The following is a 17,192-nucleotide window of genomic DNA, read 5'->3' on the forward strand; positions in this document are numbered from 1 at the left end:
TATATTACCTTACAATCTTCCATCTAGATTTTTCTAGGAATCTTTCTGTGGAAAGAAGCTCTGAAGATGAATTAATTTTAACCTCGCTACCCTTTTTAGAACTTGCACTTCCTTTGAATATATCCTTAATTTTATCGTAGTTTGATGCAATTACTTCTCTTACTACTTGTGGGGAATAATTAATAACCTTTTGTCCTTGTCCCTTAAATGTGATATTTCCTGAAGTTATTATAGTTCCAGTAAAATTAAAATCCCCTTCTATATTAATATCTCCATTTGAAATAATTAAACCTTTATTTATTTCCTCGCCATCAAGTCTTCCATTTGTTATATTTATCGCTTCATTATTTCCCTTTAATACTAATAAACCCTTGTCTTTATTAAATCTATCATTTTGAATTTCTTTTACCTTATTAAAATCAATTTGATTTTCAACAGTTTTTCTAACTGTTTGTCCATTATATATATTTCCTAAGCTATCGCTTATCCCTGTAGTATCCCCCATAGAAAATACATTCCTAGCATATTCTTCTCTTTCAGCAGTTACTACTTTATTTGTCTCAACAGTTATTCCACCTTTTAATATTTCTCCAGCACTATTTTTAAGACTAGTACCTACCGAATGTATATTACCATTTAGCGTAACTCCACCATCATTAAACTTATATTTACTGTTTTCATTTTTAAAGTAATTAACAAAGTAATCAGATTTCATATTTGCATCACTTACCCCATTTATACTTTCAAGAAGTTGAAGTGGACTATAATATTTTAATGTAGCATTACTATTTGGTTCTAAAATTCCATGCACATCTGTATAAGCTAAATAGTTTCCCTTAACTGCAACAGATTCACCAGTTTGATATTTATTTCCATCTTTATCTGTAGCATTTAAGTAAGCGACCCCCATAATATAAGCATCCTTATCTATAGTCAAATTTGAAGGATTACTAACTTCATTAATTATAATACTACTTGAATTTAAAGCCTTGTTAGCACTAGTTACTTCTGTTGTCTTATCATTTATTCCATAGAAATTATTCTTTAAGTTAATTACGCTATTAGTTGAATTTATAGCTAAATCGTTATTAACTGTTACATCTTTATTAAAATCAATTTTATTATTAGCGGACACTGAAGAATAATCTCCCTTTCCTATATATACATTTTTCGCAAAGACCTCACCATTTACTAATGCAGTAGGTCCTGAAGTCCCCTTTATATTATTTCCTAAATTTAAAGTATTAGCTGTATAAATATTACCTGTAATATCAAAACCTGTATCTTCTAGATATATACCACCTTTATACTTATCAAAAGCAATACTACCATTATTTATTTCTTCCTCTATCCCTTTAACCCAAATATCTCCTGTTATTTCTAAATTACTATTTGTTGTACCTACAACGCTCATATTCCCATCAACAGTAATAGATTTTCCATCAAATACTGGATAAATATCTACTATATTAATTTCTGAATTATATTCAGGTGCCTTCACTTTAAAGTTAACTGAAACAGTTCTTCTTTGTTTAAGTTCTGAGCCTTGAGTTTCAAAGTTAGAATTAACATCTATATTAATCCACTTATCTCCAGCTGCATTACTTTCCATCTTATATCCCTCTTCTGGTATTTCAATAATGTAATCTTTACCTAGTGATGCATCTATGGCACTTTTTGTAACAATTCTATTTTCTTCAACTGAATCTATTGTCTGTAGCTCAGAAACTAAGTATAGTAATAAATCTATATCACTTCCATCTACCTGAACTTTATTATCAGTTAAAAAGCTGTAGAAACTACTTTTAAATAACTCATTAGCAACTTCTTTTTCTGTTTTGTCTCCATTAGCAGTAATAGTATTTTGGGCGAATCCTTCTTTAACTTTTGTATCTGCGTACTTTATGGCTTCCTGAGAGGCTTTAATAATAATATTTTCTACAACATCTAAACCTGAATCTGCTTCATAAAGATTTTGCATTCTTTTGCTTTCATTTACCTTCATCTTATATGTGCTAGATGTAAATGATAAAATAGTTGTTCCAACCAAAAATATTATAGCCATACTAATAACTACAATTACTAAGGTAGAACCTCTCTTTTTCTTTTTCAAATGAATTCACCACCTTACTTTATTATTATATTGCTACTTGAAGCACCTTCAAATAGAATGTTATCCTTCTTATCTCTAACTACAACATCATAATTATACATATCTGCAATAGTAGCTTCCTTAGCCTGATCTATTTCTGTAAACATAATGCTTCCTTTTGTTGAGAATACATTCACCATCCTTTTATTTCCAGTAATATTATCTACATTTGTAGTGCTATTAGTTACTAAATTAAAATCAACCGAAGTTGATAAGTGATTTATTACCTCAATGTTTTCAGTATCTCTATCAAAAGTTTCATCATGATTGATAAATAGAATATTTTTCGCTCCTGATATTATTGGAATCACTAACTTATTACTACTATCATTGACATTATATATTTCTAAATTTTTATCAACTTTTACTTCTATAACTAGATCATCTTTCACTATTATTTCTTTTAATGGATTATTCTCATCAATCAGCTTATTAACCCCGTCTTTCTTTACGAGCTTAAGCTTATATCCTGCCTTTGAATAATCTATAGAATTCACATTATCATAATCAAACTTAGTATTCTTGCTTATTGTTAGCTCTACATTAAAAACAGGTTCATTAGCTCTTGGCGCCTCTGATGGAAGTCCATATATACTTCTTTGAAATGAAGATTTATATGAATCAGCAGTTACCTGCTTAACTTCATCTCCATTTAAAAGTTCAAAATATTTATAGCTAGGAGAGGCTATAGTATTCTCTTTAAGATTTATCTTGTCATAAGCCTTTAATTCTTCTAACACCTTTTGACCTACATAAACAGCCTTTTGCTTATTCTCTCCCTCCTTACTATTTCTAAAGCCAGAAAGAACTAATGTAGATAAAGGTATAATTAATATTGATAAAAGGGTGACACTAATTATCACCTCAACTAATGTCATCCCTTTTTTGACCTTCTTCTTATTTATTTTCATAATACACACCTACTTATTAGAGACATTTACTGTATTTCCCTTACCAGTTACTGAAACTCTAGGGTTTGAAGTGTCATCATTTCTAATAATTACTTCAACATTTTTAGATGTATTATTTACTATAGTTAATTTAACTCCAGAATTGTCGAAGTTTACATCTCTCTTCTCACTTAGTATCTCTACAACTATATCTTTAGAGTTTGCAGCAAATACTTTTCCTTCATTAGAGTTTTCCTTTGGATAATATGATTCTGATGTCTTATATTTATAATATAATTTTCCATCTACTTCATCAAAGGTCATTTCAACTTCTTCTATCTTTTCATTATCTGAATAAATATAAGTTTCTCTAGCATCATCCTTAGCCTTACCCATAGTTAATGTTGGAAGTTCTGATGATGGCGACTTTAATAGCATAGCAAAGTCAGTTGTATCTGAATTTGAGTCTTCATCTTTAAGATCCGCATAAGCTCCTGTTGCATTTCCACTACTAAACAATATTTCTTTTCCGTATACATTATTTAGTGTCCACTTTAAATATTCTTCATCTTCACCAGAAAGTTTAGGAATTGCGTGGAATTCTAAATTCATTACTCCAGATAATTCATCTTGTGATTTAGCTGTTATAGAAATATTAGTAATTACTATTTTTCTTTCATATTTTTCTATTGAAGCTATAAACTTCTTCACTTCTTCATAGCTACCAGTAAAGTTAACTGAAACCTTAAGTTGCTCTGTAGTAGGTCCTCCTTCTTCAGGAGTAGTAACCTCAGTTGAATTTCCTTCTGTCCCAGTATTTGATGAACCTTGAGTATCTGTAGTATTTTCATTCTCTGGTAATTTATCACCATTATATTCATCAATTAAATCTTTAAATGAACTTTCTGCCTTTACAATCTCATCAGATTTTAATTCCTCAACTTTTTCTACTGTAATTGGATTAAAGCCTAAATTAGCATCTAGTCCACTTTCAGTTAATAGCTTGTCTATTTCAAGTATAATTTTTTCTTGTAATATAATAGGATATAGTTTCTTAGATTTTTCATAAACATCTACCTTTAGAACCTTAAGCTTTTCTTCAAGCTCATCTAAATTTTCTATATCATTCATAACCTTATCGTATTTTTCTTTAGTTACTTGCTCTTCCTGCTTTTTAGCATCTAATTTTTTCACTTGGTTAACATAAACAAACTGATAATAAACAAAACAAATTAATAAAGCTCCAAGAATACCTAATAAATACTTTTCTCTCTTACTCATCTTCATATCAATTAACATCCTTTAAAACGCATTTTATATCAAATGTATAACTTTCAGTTCCTGAAATACCACCTATATAAACATCTTGTATATTATCTAGCTTTCTTAAATTGTTTTCTAGTTCTCCTATAGCAGGTCTGCTACTGGAAACAGCTTGTATTGAAATTTGTTTACTATCTATACTTATACTATTAAAAGTTACTTGTGAAGGTAGACATGCACTTAGCTTATTTAGGAGCTCAGTACTTACCACCTCTCTAGTACCTAACGCATTATTTATTTCTACTAATCCGTCATTATACCTTGATAAAATATCTGTCTTTCTACTTATGTCTTCCCAAGTTACAAGCTTTTCCTTAACTATTGGATCTTCTAGCTTTGCGTTATAATCTTTTATTTTACTATTTAGTAAAATAATACGACTTGTATTCCAAGCAAAACTTCCTACAATAGCTACAGATAAAAAGGCTGCAATGGAGTAGACATAAATATTTTTGTTATGTTGTTCCTTCTTTTGCCCCTGATAAGGTGCAAAGAAATTCAAATCCATCATCCTATTGCCTCCCCTTATAATCTAATAATTGCACCTATAGCATTTAAATATAGGCTTAAGTCCCTATTCATTAAAACGTTATTACCTAGGTTAACATTTTTTATATCTTCAATTCTTTGAATTCTTGTATTCAATTTTTCTTCTAAAAATAAATTTATGTTTCTTAAATTAGAAATTCCACCATAAATATATATCTTATCTATTTTTGAACTAGCTCTATTGTTATAGAACTGAATAATTCTTTCTAATTCTTCTAATAATTCGTTCACTACACCTTGGACTACTTTATTTTTAGTATTTTCTTCATCTTCAGATAATAGGTCTATATCTTTAAATTTAATAAATTCTGTTGATTTTATTGACATATTTAATCTTTCGCTTAGGGCATATAATATATTGTCTCCACCCATTTTTATCATTCTAGTAAAATCTAATTTGTTATTTTTAAATATTGAAACATTTATAGAGGCGGCTCCCATATCAACAAAAGCAACAGGACCTCCTATTAATCCTCCATCCTTTTGAGTATATTCACCAAGGTTTGCAAGTTTATTTATTGCATTATAACTAACATCTAGGGCATAAGGATCTAGATCTAAAGCATTAATTAAATTATAATAACTAAGTGCAACTCTCTCTGGGAATGCTGTAACATTCACTTTAAGCTTCACACCTTCATCATCTACAATTTCATCTAAAACAACAAATTGAACTATATAATCATCAAGATTAATAGGTAAATATTGTTGTATTTCATACCTAACCACTGTATCCATTTCTTCTTCTTGTACTGCAGGAATTAATATATCTCTGTTAATAATAGAAGAAGAATTTGTAGTTATAATTACATCCCTTGCTTTAATAGAATTTTCTTTAATTAATCTTTCTAAAGCATTTACTACTAATTCAAAATTTAATATTTTCCCATCAGCAATAGCCCCTTCAGGTAATAATACTTCAGCAAGTTTAGTAACATTAATTACTCCTTTTTGAAGCTTACCTTCTACTGCCTTTATTGAGTTGCTTCCCATATCTATTGATAAGACAAGCCTCGCTTTTTCAAGCTTCTTAGGCTTCTTTGAAGATGAATTCCCACCATAAGATACAGTAGTATTTTCATTATTAGTATCTTTATTTTTCTTAAATAATTTTCCTATGTCTTTTATATCCATACTACCTAAGTCTTTAAGCTTACTTCCAAGCTTAATCTTTTCATTAGCCAAAAAATCACCCCCGTTTTACAATTAGCAATTAACAGTTAACAATTGTTGTTGAAATTCAGTGGATTGAATTTCTTTTTTATTGCTTCTCAATTAATAACTTATAACTGACAATTATTTTAGAATTCAATTTAGTTGAACTTCTCTTTAAGTTTTTTATAATCTATAGTTTCCCTTTAACTACAAATTACCTTTGTAGATACTTATTTAAATTTAATTTTTTCATTTAAAGTCATATTAATTAATTAGAAACTCAAGCTATGCATGAGTTTCTGTAGTAATTTTCTTAATAATTGTTATGCAAAATGCAGATGATATCTGCATTTTGCTTCAGTTAACTAATTTGTAGGAGAAGCTGGTTCTGGATATAATTCTTCACCAGTCGCTGAACCTGCATGTACTTCAATATCCCCACCATCAATTACTATATAAAAGTTACTTCCTTTAGTTGCATTAGTATAAACTGCTTCTGTTTTAGGATCAGTTTGTAAATAATCTGAAATAGTTTTACCAATTCCTGTTGAAGATGAACTTACTTTATCTCCATCTGCATCATTACTAATATCTCCATTTGCATATAGAGTAGCTGCAGCATTTGCTATAGTTTTAGCATTCGCTATATCTGTTTGTCTAGCTGCCTTATCCCTAACATCAACAAACTTAGGAATTGCAATTACTGCTAATATAGCTATAATTGCTATAACTATAATTAACTCAATTAAAGTAAATCCTCTCTTTTTCTTTTTGTTCTTTAAATTTTTTAACATAAAAATTCCCCTTTCTTTTTCTGTTTTTATATTAATTTTAAAATATAAACTTTTTAAGTTATAGTTGAAAATTTAGAATTAAATTTTAACTCTCAACCAATTATATTTGAGTATATAAATCGAACATTGGTAGCATAATAGAAATTACTATAATCCCTATAGTTACTCCCATAAATACTATCAGTATAGGCTCTATTAATGCAGTAGAAGTTTGAATTGCTTGTTCCACTTCATCATCATAGAAATCAGCAGTTTTATTTAATAAATCATCCAAGGCTCCTGATTCTTCACCTATTTTTACCATTGAAGCTAGCATAGTAGGAAATATCTTTTCTTCAAATATAGTTGAACTTAAAGAATCTCCTCTTACTACCTTTTCTCTAGTTCTCATAATAGTTTCTTCTGCCACCTTATTACCAACTACTCCAGCTACCGTTGGTAGTGCATGTACTAAAGATACACCTGCTGATAATAAAGTAGATAATGTTCTAGTATATCTTGAAACTATTATCTTTTGATTTAGCTTTCCTAACACAGGAAGACTGAGCTTTAATCTACTAAGGCTTGCATAACCTGCTGGAGTTTTTCTATATATATTAAATCCTATAATTATTGCAATTAAAATTATAAATAATAGAATCCAATTACTACTCATAAACTTACTTACACTTATTAATACTTTTGTTATTAAAGGAAGCTCTATTCCCTCTCCTTCAAACATTTGAATAAATGTAGGCATTACAAATGTCATAATAAATATTACAGCTGCTACTGCAACTACACTTAATACAGCTGGATATATCATTGAAGATTTAATCTTATTATTAAGCTTATATTCCTTTTCAAAGTGAATAGAAAGCCTCTTCATCATTTCATCTATATTACCTGCTACTTCACCTGACTCAACCATCTTTACTAATATCTGAGGGAAAACCTTAGGATACTTTGCCATAGAACCAGATAAGGTATCACCTTTTTTAACATCTTCTGTTACTTCTATTATAACTTCCCTTAATTTTTTATTAGATATTTCTGCTGATAAGATATCTAGACAGCTAACAATAGAAACACCAGCTTCTAGCATGGTATAAAACTGTCTACAAAATATAGCTAAATCCTTAGTTGTAATCTTACCAAATAGATTAAATTCTATCTTTTGACTCTCAATTATCTCCTCGATTTTTAAAGGATAGTATCCATTTGAAGTTATCATATTAATAACTTCTTCTCTACTTTCTCCCTCAAACCTACCTTCAACCTTAGTTCCATCACCTTTCATAGCCCTATATTTAAAACTTTTCACTGCATTAAATCTCCCCTTATACCTCTTTTAATAAAGTTATAGTTGCAAGTTCTTCTATAGTTGTAGTTCCATTTAAAACTAGCTCCTTACATCCTTCTGCTAAGGTCTTCATTCCATGCTTTATAGAAATATCTTGCAATATATTAGAGTCCTTAGTTTCATTAATTGCATTTCTATGCTCTCTTGTTATTTCCATAATCTCATAAATACCAATTCTTCCGGTATATCCACTATGGTTACAATGTCCACATCCCTTTCCCCTATAAAGCTTTAATTCTTCATTCTTATCAATATTAAATATTGATTTTTCATACTCTGAAGCTATATATTCTTCTTTGCAATTATTGCAAATTCTTCTTACTAACCTCTGAGCTATAATTCCTGAAATTGAAGTTGCTACTAAATAAGGTTCTATACCCATATCTAAAAGTCTAGTTATAGTTGAAGGAGCATCATTAGTATGAAGCGTACTTAAAACTAAGTGACCAGTAATAGCTGATTTAATAGCTATTGATGCTGTTTCTTCATCTCTAATTTCCCCTATCATAACAATATCAGGGTCTTGTCTTAAAATACTTCTAAGACCACCTGCAAAAGTTAATCCTGCCTTAGAATTTACATTAACTTGATTTACTCCATTTAAAGTGTATTCAACTGGATCTTCTACAGTAACTATATTTACATCGCTTGTATTTAATTCACTTAAAATAGTATATAAAGTAGTAGATTTACCACTACCTGTAGGCCCTGTAACTAGTACTATTCCATTTGGACTTGAGATAATATTATTTAACTTTTTAAGGTTGTCCTCACTTATTCCCAGCCCTTCCTTACCAAGTTTATAACTCTCTCTTTTTAATATTCTTATAACTACCTTTTCACCCGTTACTATTGGAAGTATAGAAACTCTCAGATCTACGTCTTCTTTCCCTATTTTAGTTATTATTCTTCCATCTTGAGGTAATCTTCTTTCAGCTATATTTAAATTAGCTAAAATCTTAATTCTAGTTACTAAGGGTGCTAAACTTTCTATACCTAAGGTATTTACAGTAGTAAGCCTTCCATCTATTCTATATCTAATCCTTATTTCGTTTTCATAAGGTTCAATATGTATATCTGAAGCCCTCATTTCAATAGAATTCTTAAAAAGATATTCTATCATCTTAACTACTGGTGCATTCTTGACATCATCAATTTCTTCTACATCTACTTCAATATTTTTAGATTCTAAGCTTTCTTTTAATAATTCTTCAGCTGCCTTATTTACTTCTTCAGTGCTATAATTGATTTGAACAAACTTATAGATATCACTTTTTGGTGCAATATAGGTCTTTACTTTAAGTCCTGTTGATATATATACATCATCTATTGCAAAAATATTAAGTGGATCTTCTAGAGCTACTTTTATCTTATCTTCTTCAAAGCCAAAAGCTATTAAGTTATACTTATTGCAAAGGCTTTGGGGAACTATTTTTATAGCTCTTTTATCAAAATTTAAATTATTTAAATCTACTCTTTCTATTCCCGTTTGTTCTTCAACAGCTTCTATTATGTCCTCTTCAGTAACTATTCCACTTTCTATCAAAACTGTTCCCAGTTTTTTACCTATTACCTTCTGAGTCCTTAATGCATTTTGAAGCTGATATGGGGTTATTTTACCAGCTGTAACTAGTATGTCCCCTAGTTTTTTCTTGTGTCCCCTTACCATTTACTCACCCCTAAGCTTACTAAAATAATTTCCTTTTTTAACCAATTCAAAACTCTATTATATCTTAATCTATATAATTTGATATTTCAACCATAATTTCAATTTTAATTCAATTAATTTTTTATAAAAAAATCTCCAAATAAAATGTCAATAATTCTTTTCCTATTAATATCCACATAATAGTTCCTACAGCTATATATGGTGTAAAAGCCATTTCGGCTTTTCTTTGCTTTTTTATAAAAAGCTTATAAGAAGCTACTATTCCTCCAACAACTATAGCAATAAATAAGGATACTAAAATCCCTTTCATTCCGACAAAAAGTCCACATATCCCTGCTATATCTGGATCACCATCTCCCATGCCTCCAAAATAAGCTATTATAAATATAAGTCCATATCCAACAATTCCACCTAATAAGTTATTAATTAGACTAATATCTCCAAAATATTTCCCAGACAATAAATATAATATAGCTATAACTAATACGAAAATACTTATTGAAGAATATACTTCTTTTGTTTCTAGATCAATTACTGAAATTACTATTAAAGAAGAAGCTAATATTGCATAGAATAAAAATTCTATCGATATATTAAACTTTAAATATAATAATAAATACATAACACCATTTAACAATTCTATTAGTGGATATTGTATTGATATTTTTTCTCTACAGTTTCTGCAACGTCCCTTTAGAAATAGGTAACTCAATATAGGTATTAAATCTAAGGTTCTTAACTTATACCCACAATTAGTACAATGTGATGGTGGATATGCTATTGATTCTTCTCTTGGTACTCTATAAATAACTACATTCAAAAAACTTCCTATACATAATCCAATTATTACTACTAATAAAAACATATTACCCCCATTTATTATCAATAATTAACAGCTAATCATTGGCAATTATTAAGTCACTATTGTCACTGTGACTTTGGTCCTATTTATATATTTCTACACTCAATAGAAATTTCCTTCTAATAATGTTATTATATTGAAATTTCTTAAAAAGATTTTTTAAGAAAAAAATAAACTCTCCATTATTTAATTTTTTTAAATAATGGAGAGTTTTAATAATTTCTTATTCTAATATTTTTACAAATTTTCCTTCGTTATTTATTTCAAAATTAACTTTTTCATCAATTATTTTTCTTGCATCTTCAATCTTTAAGGCTTCAATCTTATTTAATATACTTGAATCTTCAATATATTCTTCTATAATATTGCCCTTATTTCCTTGAAGTTTAAAATCTACTATAGTTTCATCCTCACTAAATTCAACATCATAATTTATCTCAGCTTTTTCTACAGCTAATACTAATTCTCTAGCTGCATCTCTAACTAAAGATTTTTTATAATCTTTTAAATATCCTCTAAATGATATTACCATAATAGTTAAAATAATTATTGAGCCTAATGTAATTATAATCTTCTCAAGCCTAGTGACTTTTCTTTTTTTCTTTGAAACCATCCTTTTCCTCCCAGGCTAAACCTTGTAGTTAATATTTCTTAATAAAAGAATAAATCTTTCACTAACTTATTATAATTTAGAAAAGGATTTATATCAATTACAAAATAATGAGGCTTCTGCTTTATCTAATAAAATTAACTATAAAGAATTATTGATGTAATTTTTAAAGAATTACTAAAACTAATTTCTTTTTAAAACTCCATAAGGAGTTTTGTCATTAATTCTTCATTCTTAATTCTTCATTGCGCGACAGCGCCTAGTACATTCCATCCATTCCCATTCCTGGTGCTCCTGGCATAGCAGCTTCCTTTTGAGGAATATCTACTACTGCAGCTTCAGTAGTTAAGAATGTTGAGGCAACTGATGCAGCGTTTTGAAGTGCTGATCTAGTAACCTTAGTTGGATCAACTATACCAGCTTTAATCATATTAGTATATTCACCCTTTAAGGCATCATATCCAAATCCAGCATCTTCTCCCTTAACATGTTCAATTATTACTGAACCTTCAAGTCCTGCATTAGTAGCTATTTGTCTCATTGGCTCTTCTAGTGATCTTACAATAATATTAATACCTACTTGAGTATCAGGAATATCAGAAGTTACCTTAGATACTTCGTTAATTATATTTACATATGCAGATCCGCCACCTGGAACTATTCCTTCTTCAACAGCTGCCTTAGTAGCTGCTAAAGCATCTTCTATTCTTAATTTCTTTTCTTTTAATTCAGTTTCTGTTGCAGCTCCAACCTTAATTACAGCTACACCACCAGCAAGTTTAGCTAATCTTTCTGTTAACTTTTCTTTATCGAATTCAGAAGAAGTTTCTTCTATTTGAGCTCTAATTTGTTGAACTCTTTCCTTTATAGCTTCGCTATTTCCTTTTCCATTAACTATAGTAGTATTTTCCTTAGTAACTTTTATGCTTTCACATTGTCCAAGCATATCTAAAGTTACTTCCTTTATGTCTATGCCAAGCTCTTCTGATATAACAGTACCACCTGTTAAGATAGCTATATCTTGTAGCATTTCTTTTCTTCTATCACCAAAGCCTGGTGCCTTTACAGCTACACATGTGAAAGTTCCTCTAAGCTTATTAACTACTAATGTAGTCATAGCATCTCCTTCAACATCTTCAGCTATAATAAGTAGCTTCTTACCTTGTTGAACTATTTGTTCTAATATTGGAAGTAATTCTTGTATATTTGAAATCTTCTTATCAGCAATTAATATTAATGGATTGTCTAAAACAGCTTCCATTTTTTCTGTATCTGTTACCATATAAGCTGATACATATCCTCTATCAAATTGCATACCTTCAACTACATCTAATTCAGTACCCATTGACTTAGATTCTTCTACAGTAATAACACCTTCATTACCTACCTTTTCCATAGCATCAGATATTAACTTACCTACTTCTTCATCAGCTGCTGAAATAGCTGCAACTCTTGCTATATCTTCCTTACCATTTACAGGCTTAGAAATATTCTTAATTTCTTCAACAGCCTTATCTACAGCCATCTTAATACCATTTCTAATTAAGATTGGGTTCGCTCCAGCTGTAACATTCTTTAGTCCTTCTCTAATTATTGCTTGAGCTAAAAGAGTTGCTGTAGTAGTTCCATCACCTGCAACATCATTAGTCTTAGTTGCAACTTCTTTAACTAATTGAGCTCCCATATTCTCATATGGATCTTCAAGTTCTATTTCTCTTGCTATAGAAACACCATCATTAGTTATAAGTGGTGCTCCAAACTTCTTATCTAAAACTACATTTCTTCCCTTAGGTCCTAATGTCACCTTAACTGTATCTGCTAATGTATCAACACCAACTTGCATTGCTCTTCTTGCATCTTCGCTAAATTTAATCATTTTTGCCATAATAAATTCCTCCCTTACTCAACTATTGCTAAAATATCATCTTGTTTTAAAATAGTGTATTCTTGACCATCAACTTTAACTTCAGTTCCTGCATATTTTGAATAAAGTACTTTGTCTCCAATTTTAACTTCCATAGCTATTCTATTTCCATCAACTATAGCTCCTGGTCCTACTGCAATTACTTCTGCTTCTTGTGGTCTTTCTTTTGCTGATCCAGTTAAAAGTATTCCACTCTTAGTTGTTTCTTCTGCTTCTAATTTTTTTATTACTACTCTGTCTGCTAACGGTTTAATGTTCATAAAAAAATCCCTCCTATATATAATATAATTAATTACTATCTATTTTAGCACTCATTACCATCAAGTGCTAATAATTTTATAATAATATTTCAATATGCATTTTTCAAATGGTGACTCTTTTATTTTTACCCTATATATAATAAATATTGCCATTTTGCATTAAATATTTTCTATTTGCTTAGGGTTTTATTTATTTCCTTAATAAATCATATTGGTTTAATATTAATTTCATTCTTCCTAATATTACAATAGCCAAGAAAAATCCAAAATATAGGTGCTACCATTATAACTCTAATATTAAAGAAACTCTGTACTTAATATCATATTCCTCCAAGCTAACAATTATTTCTATATTCTATAATTCAACATAAGTAAATTAATCCCTTTATTTCAATATATCCATTTCATATCTGCCATTTATTAAATATCAATCTATATTTTAATAATAAAAAAAACTCCTTATAAACTTGATAAGTTCAAGTTTACTAAGGAGTTTTTTAACTAATATATTTTCAATAATTTAAAAGAAATTACACCTACAATTATTAACTGTTAAATCTATATTATTAATTGTATTATTGTCTTTCAAGATTTACTGAATCATATTCACTAATATTTTCATTATCTATTACAGATTTTCTAGTAGCTTGAGAATTCACCTTATTAAAAGTATTCTTAGATTTAAATGGAGTCAATAATGTACCTGCACCATTAATACATCCACCTTCACACATCATACCTTCTATAAAGTTTCCTTGAAGCTTACCTATCTTAGCCATAGTCATAGCCTTCTTAATTTCAATTCCTCCAGAAACCTTTACTGGATTGAAGTTTACTTCTAACCCTTGGCTTCTTACATAATTCTCAATAGCAGCTGTTAAACCACCATGTGCTCCAAATCCTCTACCATAAATTGAAGCATCATCTACTACTTCATCTTCACATTCTTCAACTTCTATATCAAAAGCACTGAATAACGCTAACAACTCTTCAAAAGTTAAAACGTAATCTACTGCATCCTTAATTGGTTCTCTTACTGATTCACTCTTCTTAGCTGTACAAGGTCCAACAAATACTACCTTTGCTTCTGGATCCATATGCTTAATATATCTTGCAGTAGCTACCATTGGTGAAACTGTTCCTGAAATCTTAGATACTTCTGATGGCATCATTTTTTCAATATAGCTTAAGAAGCCTGGACAACAAGAGTTTGTCATATATGAATCTCCATTTTCCATTCTTTCTATAAACTCTTTACTTTCATGAACTGTTACTGCATCAGCTCCACAAGCTGCTTCAATCATATCTTCAAATCCAAGTTTCTTGATTGCATTTTTTATTTTTCCATAGCTAATCTTTGGTCCAAATTGTCCTGTTATTGCAGGTGCAACTACAGCATACATCTTTCTTCCTCTAGCAAGTCTCTTAGCAACTGGTACTATTAAACTCTTATCTGAAATAGCTCCGAACGGACAAGCACTCATACAACTACCACAATTAACACAAGTTTCTTCTTTTATCATAGCTCTTCTATCATCTGGACTTATATCTAAAGCTCCTGTAGGACACACTCTCTTACAAGGTCTCATAACTTCAGCAATAGCATCGTATGGGCAAGCCTTCTTACACATACCACATTCTTTACATAACTCTTGATTTATATAAGCTCTTCCAGCTACATAAGTTATAGCTCCAAAGTTACATGCTTCATGACATTTATGTGCTAAACAGTTTCTACAAGAATCTGTAACACTATATTTATTTATAGGACATCTATCACATGCTGCCTCTATTACATATATAATTTGATCATCTTCTCTAATATCTACAAATTCATCTTCAATATTATCCCCATTAGCTAAATATCCTGCTGCAAGCTTTGCTCTCTCTAAAACAATAGCTCTTTCTTTATATACACAGCATCTATACATAGCTGTGTCCCCTTTAATTATTTCATATGGAATCTTTTCTATAGCTTCAGTAGTTAAGTTCCCATCCTTAGCCAGCTTTGCTACCTCTGTTAATACATCATGTTTTAATTTTTTTAACTGAGTCTCAAATTGAAACATACCAAAATCCTCCTGTATAAATAAAATTAGACATATCTCCCATATATAATTATAAGGTTTCTAATTTATAATTGCTATACTTTTAACAATATTATTTAGAATTTTTATTATAAGAATAGCTTACTAAAGAGTCTTATTCTAAATATTAAGTTTATATATTTTATTCTTTTGATAGTATTATGTTATTTTTTAAACAAACTTTCATAGTACTAACGCTTAACATTTCAGAAAATATCAACAATTTCTTTTTCTCATTAGCATTTTATTAACATTATTCAAACTTCCTTTATAATTTTTCAATTCATTTAATTTATATAATACTAAAGAATTGCAGGTAATAATTATCAATTGATAATTAACAGCTTAAAAAATAAATTAGCCCATATTTTTAAATTTAAAAAAATAGAGCCATCCTAAGATAGCTCTCTAAATTTATTACTGTAATTTAAATCAAATCACTTTACTCATTATTTATTTTTACTTAATCTTCCATTATTCTAATACTTACTTCACCTGAAGATAATTCTTTTATATTTCCGTCTTCTAATTTAACTCTTAATCTACATAAGTCATCTATATCTAACACAATAGCCTTTTCATCACCCTTACTAGATAGTATATTTACTTCTTTATTTATCAATAAAGATCTTTTCTTATATTCCTTTATAAACTTCTTATCATCTATTGAATGATAGTATTTAAAGAAATTATCTATTATTTTCGCTATAAAAAGGCTTCTTATATCCTTAGGTAAATTTTCTTCTTCTTTAAATATAGAAGTTGCTATACCCTTAATATCTTCATGGAATCCTTCTTTAGGAGATATTAAATTAACTCCTATGCCTAGCACAACATATTGAATTAATCCACTTTCAAAATCCAAAGCCGCTTCTGTAAGTATTCCTGATACTTTTTTATTATCTATATAAATATCATTTACCCATTTAATCTTCGCCTCTTCATTAGAAACGCTTTCTATAGCCTCAGCTACAGCAACTGCTGCTGATGTAGTAATAAGATACGAATCTTGAGCCATTAAATTAGGTCTTAAAAGGATACTCATATATATTCCTGAATTTTTAGGAGAATGAAATTTCCTACCAAATCTACCTTTCCCCTTAGTTTGTTCTTCTGAAATTATTATACATCCTTCTTCTTTACCTTCTAAGGCTAACTCTTTCACAACATCATTAGTTGATCCTATAGTCTTATAAACTTCTATTTTAAAGTCCTTTTTATTTTCTAAATATTTAGTTATACTTTGAGCCGATAAAATATCTGTATCCTCTGATAAACTATATCCCTTATTAGTGATTGCAGTAATATTATATCCTTCACTCTGTAAGGATTTTATAGCTTTCCAAATAGCATTCCTACTAACATCTAATTCTTTCGCTAATTCAGCTCCAGATATATATTCACCTCTATTTTTTTCTAAAACATCTAATGTTTTATCTTTTACACTCATAAAGCCACCTTATTTTTTTATAAATTAATATTTTTTTATTATACCATAGTTTAACAAAAATAATATTATATAAACTAAGAATAACATTCCAATATAAATAAATCTATAAAAAAGAAGCCGACCTA

At 29.1% G+C, this 17,192-nt stretch carries 14 protein-coding genes; all 14 read right to left on the reverse strand.

Features of this window, described 5'->3' with window-relative positions; all coding sequences use genetic code 11:
• Positions 1–4: 4 nt before the first annotated feature.
• On the reverse strand, positions 5–2,119 hold the full coding sequence (locus tag GPX08_RS16615; protein ID WP_156627929.1) for a hypothetical protein: 2,115 nt from the start codon (positions 2,117–2,119) through the stop codon (positions 5–7).
• Between the two features lie 8 nt (positions 2,120–2,127).
• Positions 2,128–3,063 carry a prepilin-type N-terminal cleavage/methylation domain-containing protein gene (locus tag GPX08_RS16620; protein WP_156627930.1) on the reverse strand — a complete coding sequence of 312 codons (936 nt, stop codon included), beginning with the start codon at positions 3,061–3,063 and terminating at the stop codon, positions 2,128–2,130.
• Positions 3,064–3,072: 9 nt separating this feature from the next.
• Positions 3,073–4,329 (reverse strand): hypothetical protein, encoded by a 1,257-nt coding sequence (locus GPX08_RS16625; RefSeq protein ID WP_156627931.1) that lies wholly within the window; start codon positions 4,327–4,329, stop codon positions 3,073–3,075.
• A 1-nt stretch (position 4,330) separates the two neighbouring features.
• Entirely contained in the window at positions 4,331–4,876 is a 546-nt protein-coding gene (locus GPX08_RS16630; protein WP_156627932.1) for a pilus assembly protein PilN, read from the reverse strand.
• A gap of 14 nt (positions 4,877–4,890) precedes the next feature.
• Complete coding sequence (gene pilM, locus GPX08_RS16635) at positions 4,891–6,048, reverse strand: type IV pilus assembly protein PilM (protein WP_156627993.1); 1,158 nt, start codon at positions 6,046–6,048, stop codon at positions 4,891–4,893.
• Between the two features lie 386 nt (positions 6,049–6,434).
• Positions 6,435–6,863 carry a prepilin-type N-terminal cleavage/methylation domain-containing protein gene (locus tag GPX08_RS16640; RefSeq protein WP_156627933.1) on the reverse strand — a complete coding sequence of 143 codons (429 nt, stop codon included), beginning with the start codon at positions 6,861–6,863 and terminating at the stop codon, positions 6,435–6,437.
• A gap of 100 nt (positions 6,864–6,963) precedes the next feature.
• Positions 6,964–8,166 carry a type II secretion system F family protein gene (locus GPX08_RS16645; protein WP_156627934.1) on the reverse strand — a complete coding sequence of 401 codons (1,203 nt, stop codon included), beginning with the start codon at positions 8,164–8,166 and terminating at the stop codon, positions 6,964–6,966.
• 16 nt (positions 8,167–8,182) lie between these two features.
• The gene (locus GPX08_RS16650; RefSeq protein WP_156627935.1) at positions 8,183–9,874 is read right to left on the reverse strand and encodes a type II secretion system protein GspE; all 1,692 of its coding nucleotides are present in this window, start codon (positions 9,872–9,874) and stop codon (positions 8,183–8,185) included.
• Between the two features lie 121 nt (positions 9,875–9,995).
• Positions 9,996–10,739, reverse strand: a complete 744-nt coding sequence (locus GPX08_RS16655; RefSeq protein ID WP_156627936.1) for a prepilin peptidase — start codon at positions 10,737–10,739, stop codon at positions 9,996–9,998.
• A 220-nt stretch (positions 10,740–10,959) separates the two neighbouring features.
• Complete coding sequence (locus tag GPX08_RS16660; RefSeq protein ID WP_156627937.1) at positions 10,960–11,349, reverse strand: hypothetical protein; 390 nt, start codon at positions 11,347–11,349, stop codon at positions 10,960–10,962.
• 256 nt (positions 11,350–11,605) lie between these two features.
• Complete coding sequence (gene groL / locus GPX08_RS16665; protein WP_156627938.1) at positions 11,606–13,231, reverse strand: chaperonin GroEL; 1,626 nt, start codon at positions 13,229–13,231, stop codon at positions 11,606–11,608.
• Between the two features lie 14 nt (positions 13,232–13,245).
• Positions 13,246–13,530, reverse strand: a complete 285-nt coding sequence (locus GPX08_RS16670) for a co-chaperone GroES (protein WP_156627939.1) — start codon at positions 13,528–13,530, stop codon at positions 13,246–13,248.
• Between the two features lie 575 nt (positions 13,531–14,105).
• Positions 14,106–15,599 (reverse strand): 4Fe-4S dicluster domain-containing protein, encoded by a 1,494-nt coding sequence (locus GPX08_RS16675; RefSeq protein WP_156627940.1) that lies wholly within the window; start codon positions 15,597–15,599, stop codon positions 14,106–14,108.
• Between the two features lie 481 nt (positions 15,600–16,080).
• Positions 16,081–17,067 carry a biotin--[acetyl-CoA-carboxylase] ligase gene (locus tag GPX08_RS16680; protein ID WP_156627941.1) on the reverse strand — a complete coding sequence of 329 codons (987 nt, stop codon included), beginning with the start codon at positions 17,065–17,067 and terminating at the stop codon, positions 16,081–16,083.
• Positions 17,068–17,192: the final 125 nt, after the last annotated feature.

It is taken from the genome of Clostridium tertium (assembly GCF_902652255.1).
Taxonomy (GTDB): Bacteria; Bacillota; Clostridia; order Clostridiales; family Clostridiaceae; genus Clostridium; species Clostridium tertium_A.

Coding starts and splice junctions, on each gene's coding strand:
- GPX08_RS16620 (WP_156627930.1), bottom strand. CDS start 3,063: ATGAAAATAAATAAGAAGAAGGTCAAAAAAGGGATGACATTAGTTGAG.
- GPX08_RS16625 (WP_156627931.1), bottom strand. CDS start 4,329: ATGAAGATGAGTAAGAGAGAAAAGTATTTATTAGGTATTCTTGGAGCT.
- GPX08_RS16630 (WP_156627932.1), bottom strand. CDS start 4,876: ATGATGGATTTGAATTTCTTTGCACCTTATCAGGGGCAAAAGAAGGAA.
- pilM (WP_156627993.1), bottom strand. CDS start 6,048: ATGGATATAAAAGACATAGGAAAATTATTTAAGAAAAATAAAGATACT.
- GPX08_RS16640 (WP_156627933.1), bottom strand. CDS start 6,863: ATGTTAAAAAATTTAAAGAACAAAAAGAAAAAGAGAGGATTTACTTTA.
- GPX08_RS16650 (WP_156627935.1), bottom strand. CDS start 9,874: ATGGTAAGGGGACACAAGAAAAAACTAGGGGACATACTAGTTACAGCT.
- GPX08_RS16655 (WP_156627936.1), bottom strand. CDS start 10,739: ATGTTTTTATTAGTAGTAATAATTGGATTATGTATAGGAAGTTTTTTG.
- GPX08_RS16660 (WP_156627937.1), bottom strand. CDS start 11,349: ATGGTTTCAAAGAAAAAAAGAAAAGTCACTAGGCTTGAGAAGATTATA.
- groL (WP_156627938.1), bottom strand. CDS start 13,231: ATGGCAAAAATGATTAAATTTAGCGAAGATGCAAGAAGAGCAATGCAA.
- GPX08_RS16670 (WP_156627939.1), bottom strand. CDS start 13,530: ATGAACATTAAACCGTTAGCAGACAGAGTAGTAATAAAAAAATTAGAA.
- GPX08_RS16675 (WP_156627940.1), bottom strand. CDS start 15,599: ATGTTTCAATTTGAGACTCAGTTAAAAAAATTAAAACATGATGTATTA.
- GPX08_RS16680 (WP_156627941.1), bottom strand. CDS start 17,067: ATGAGTGTAAAAGATAAAACATTAGATGTTTTAGAAAAAAATAGAGGT.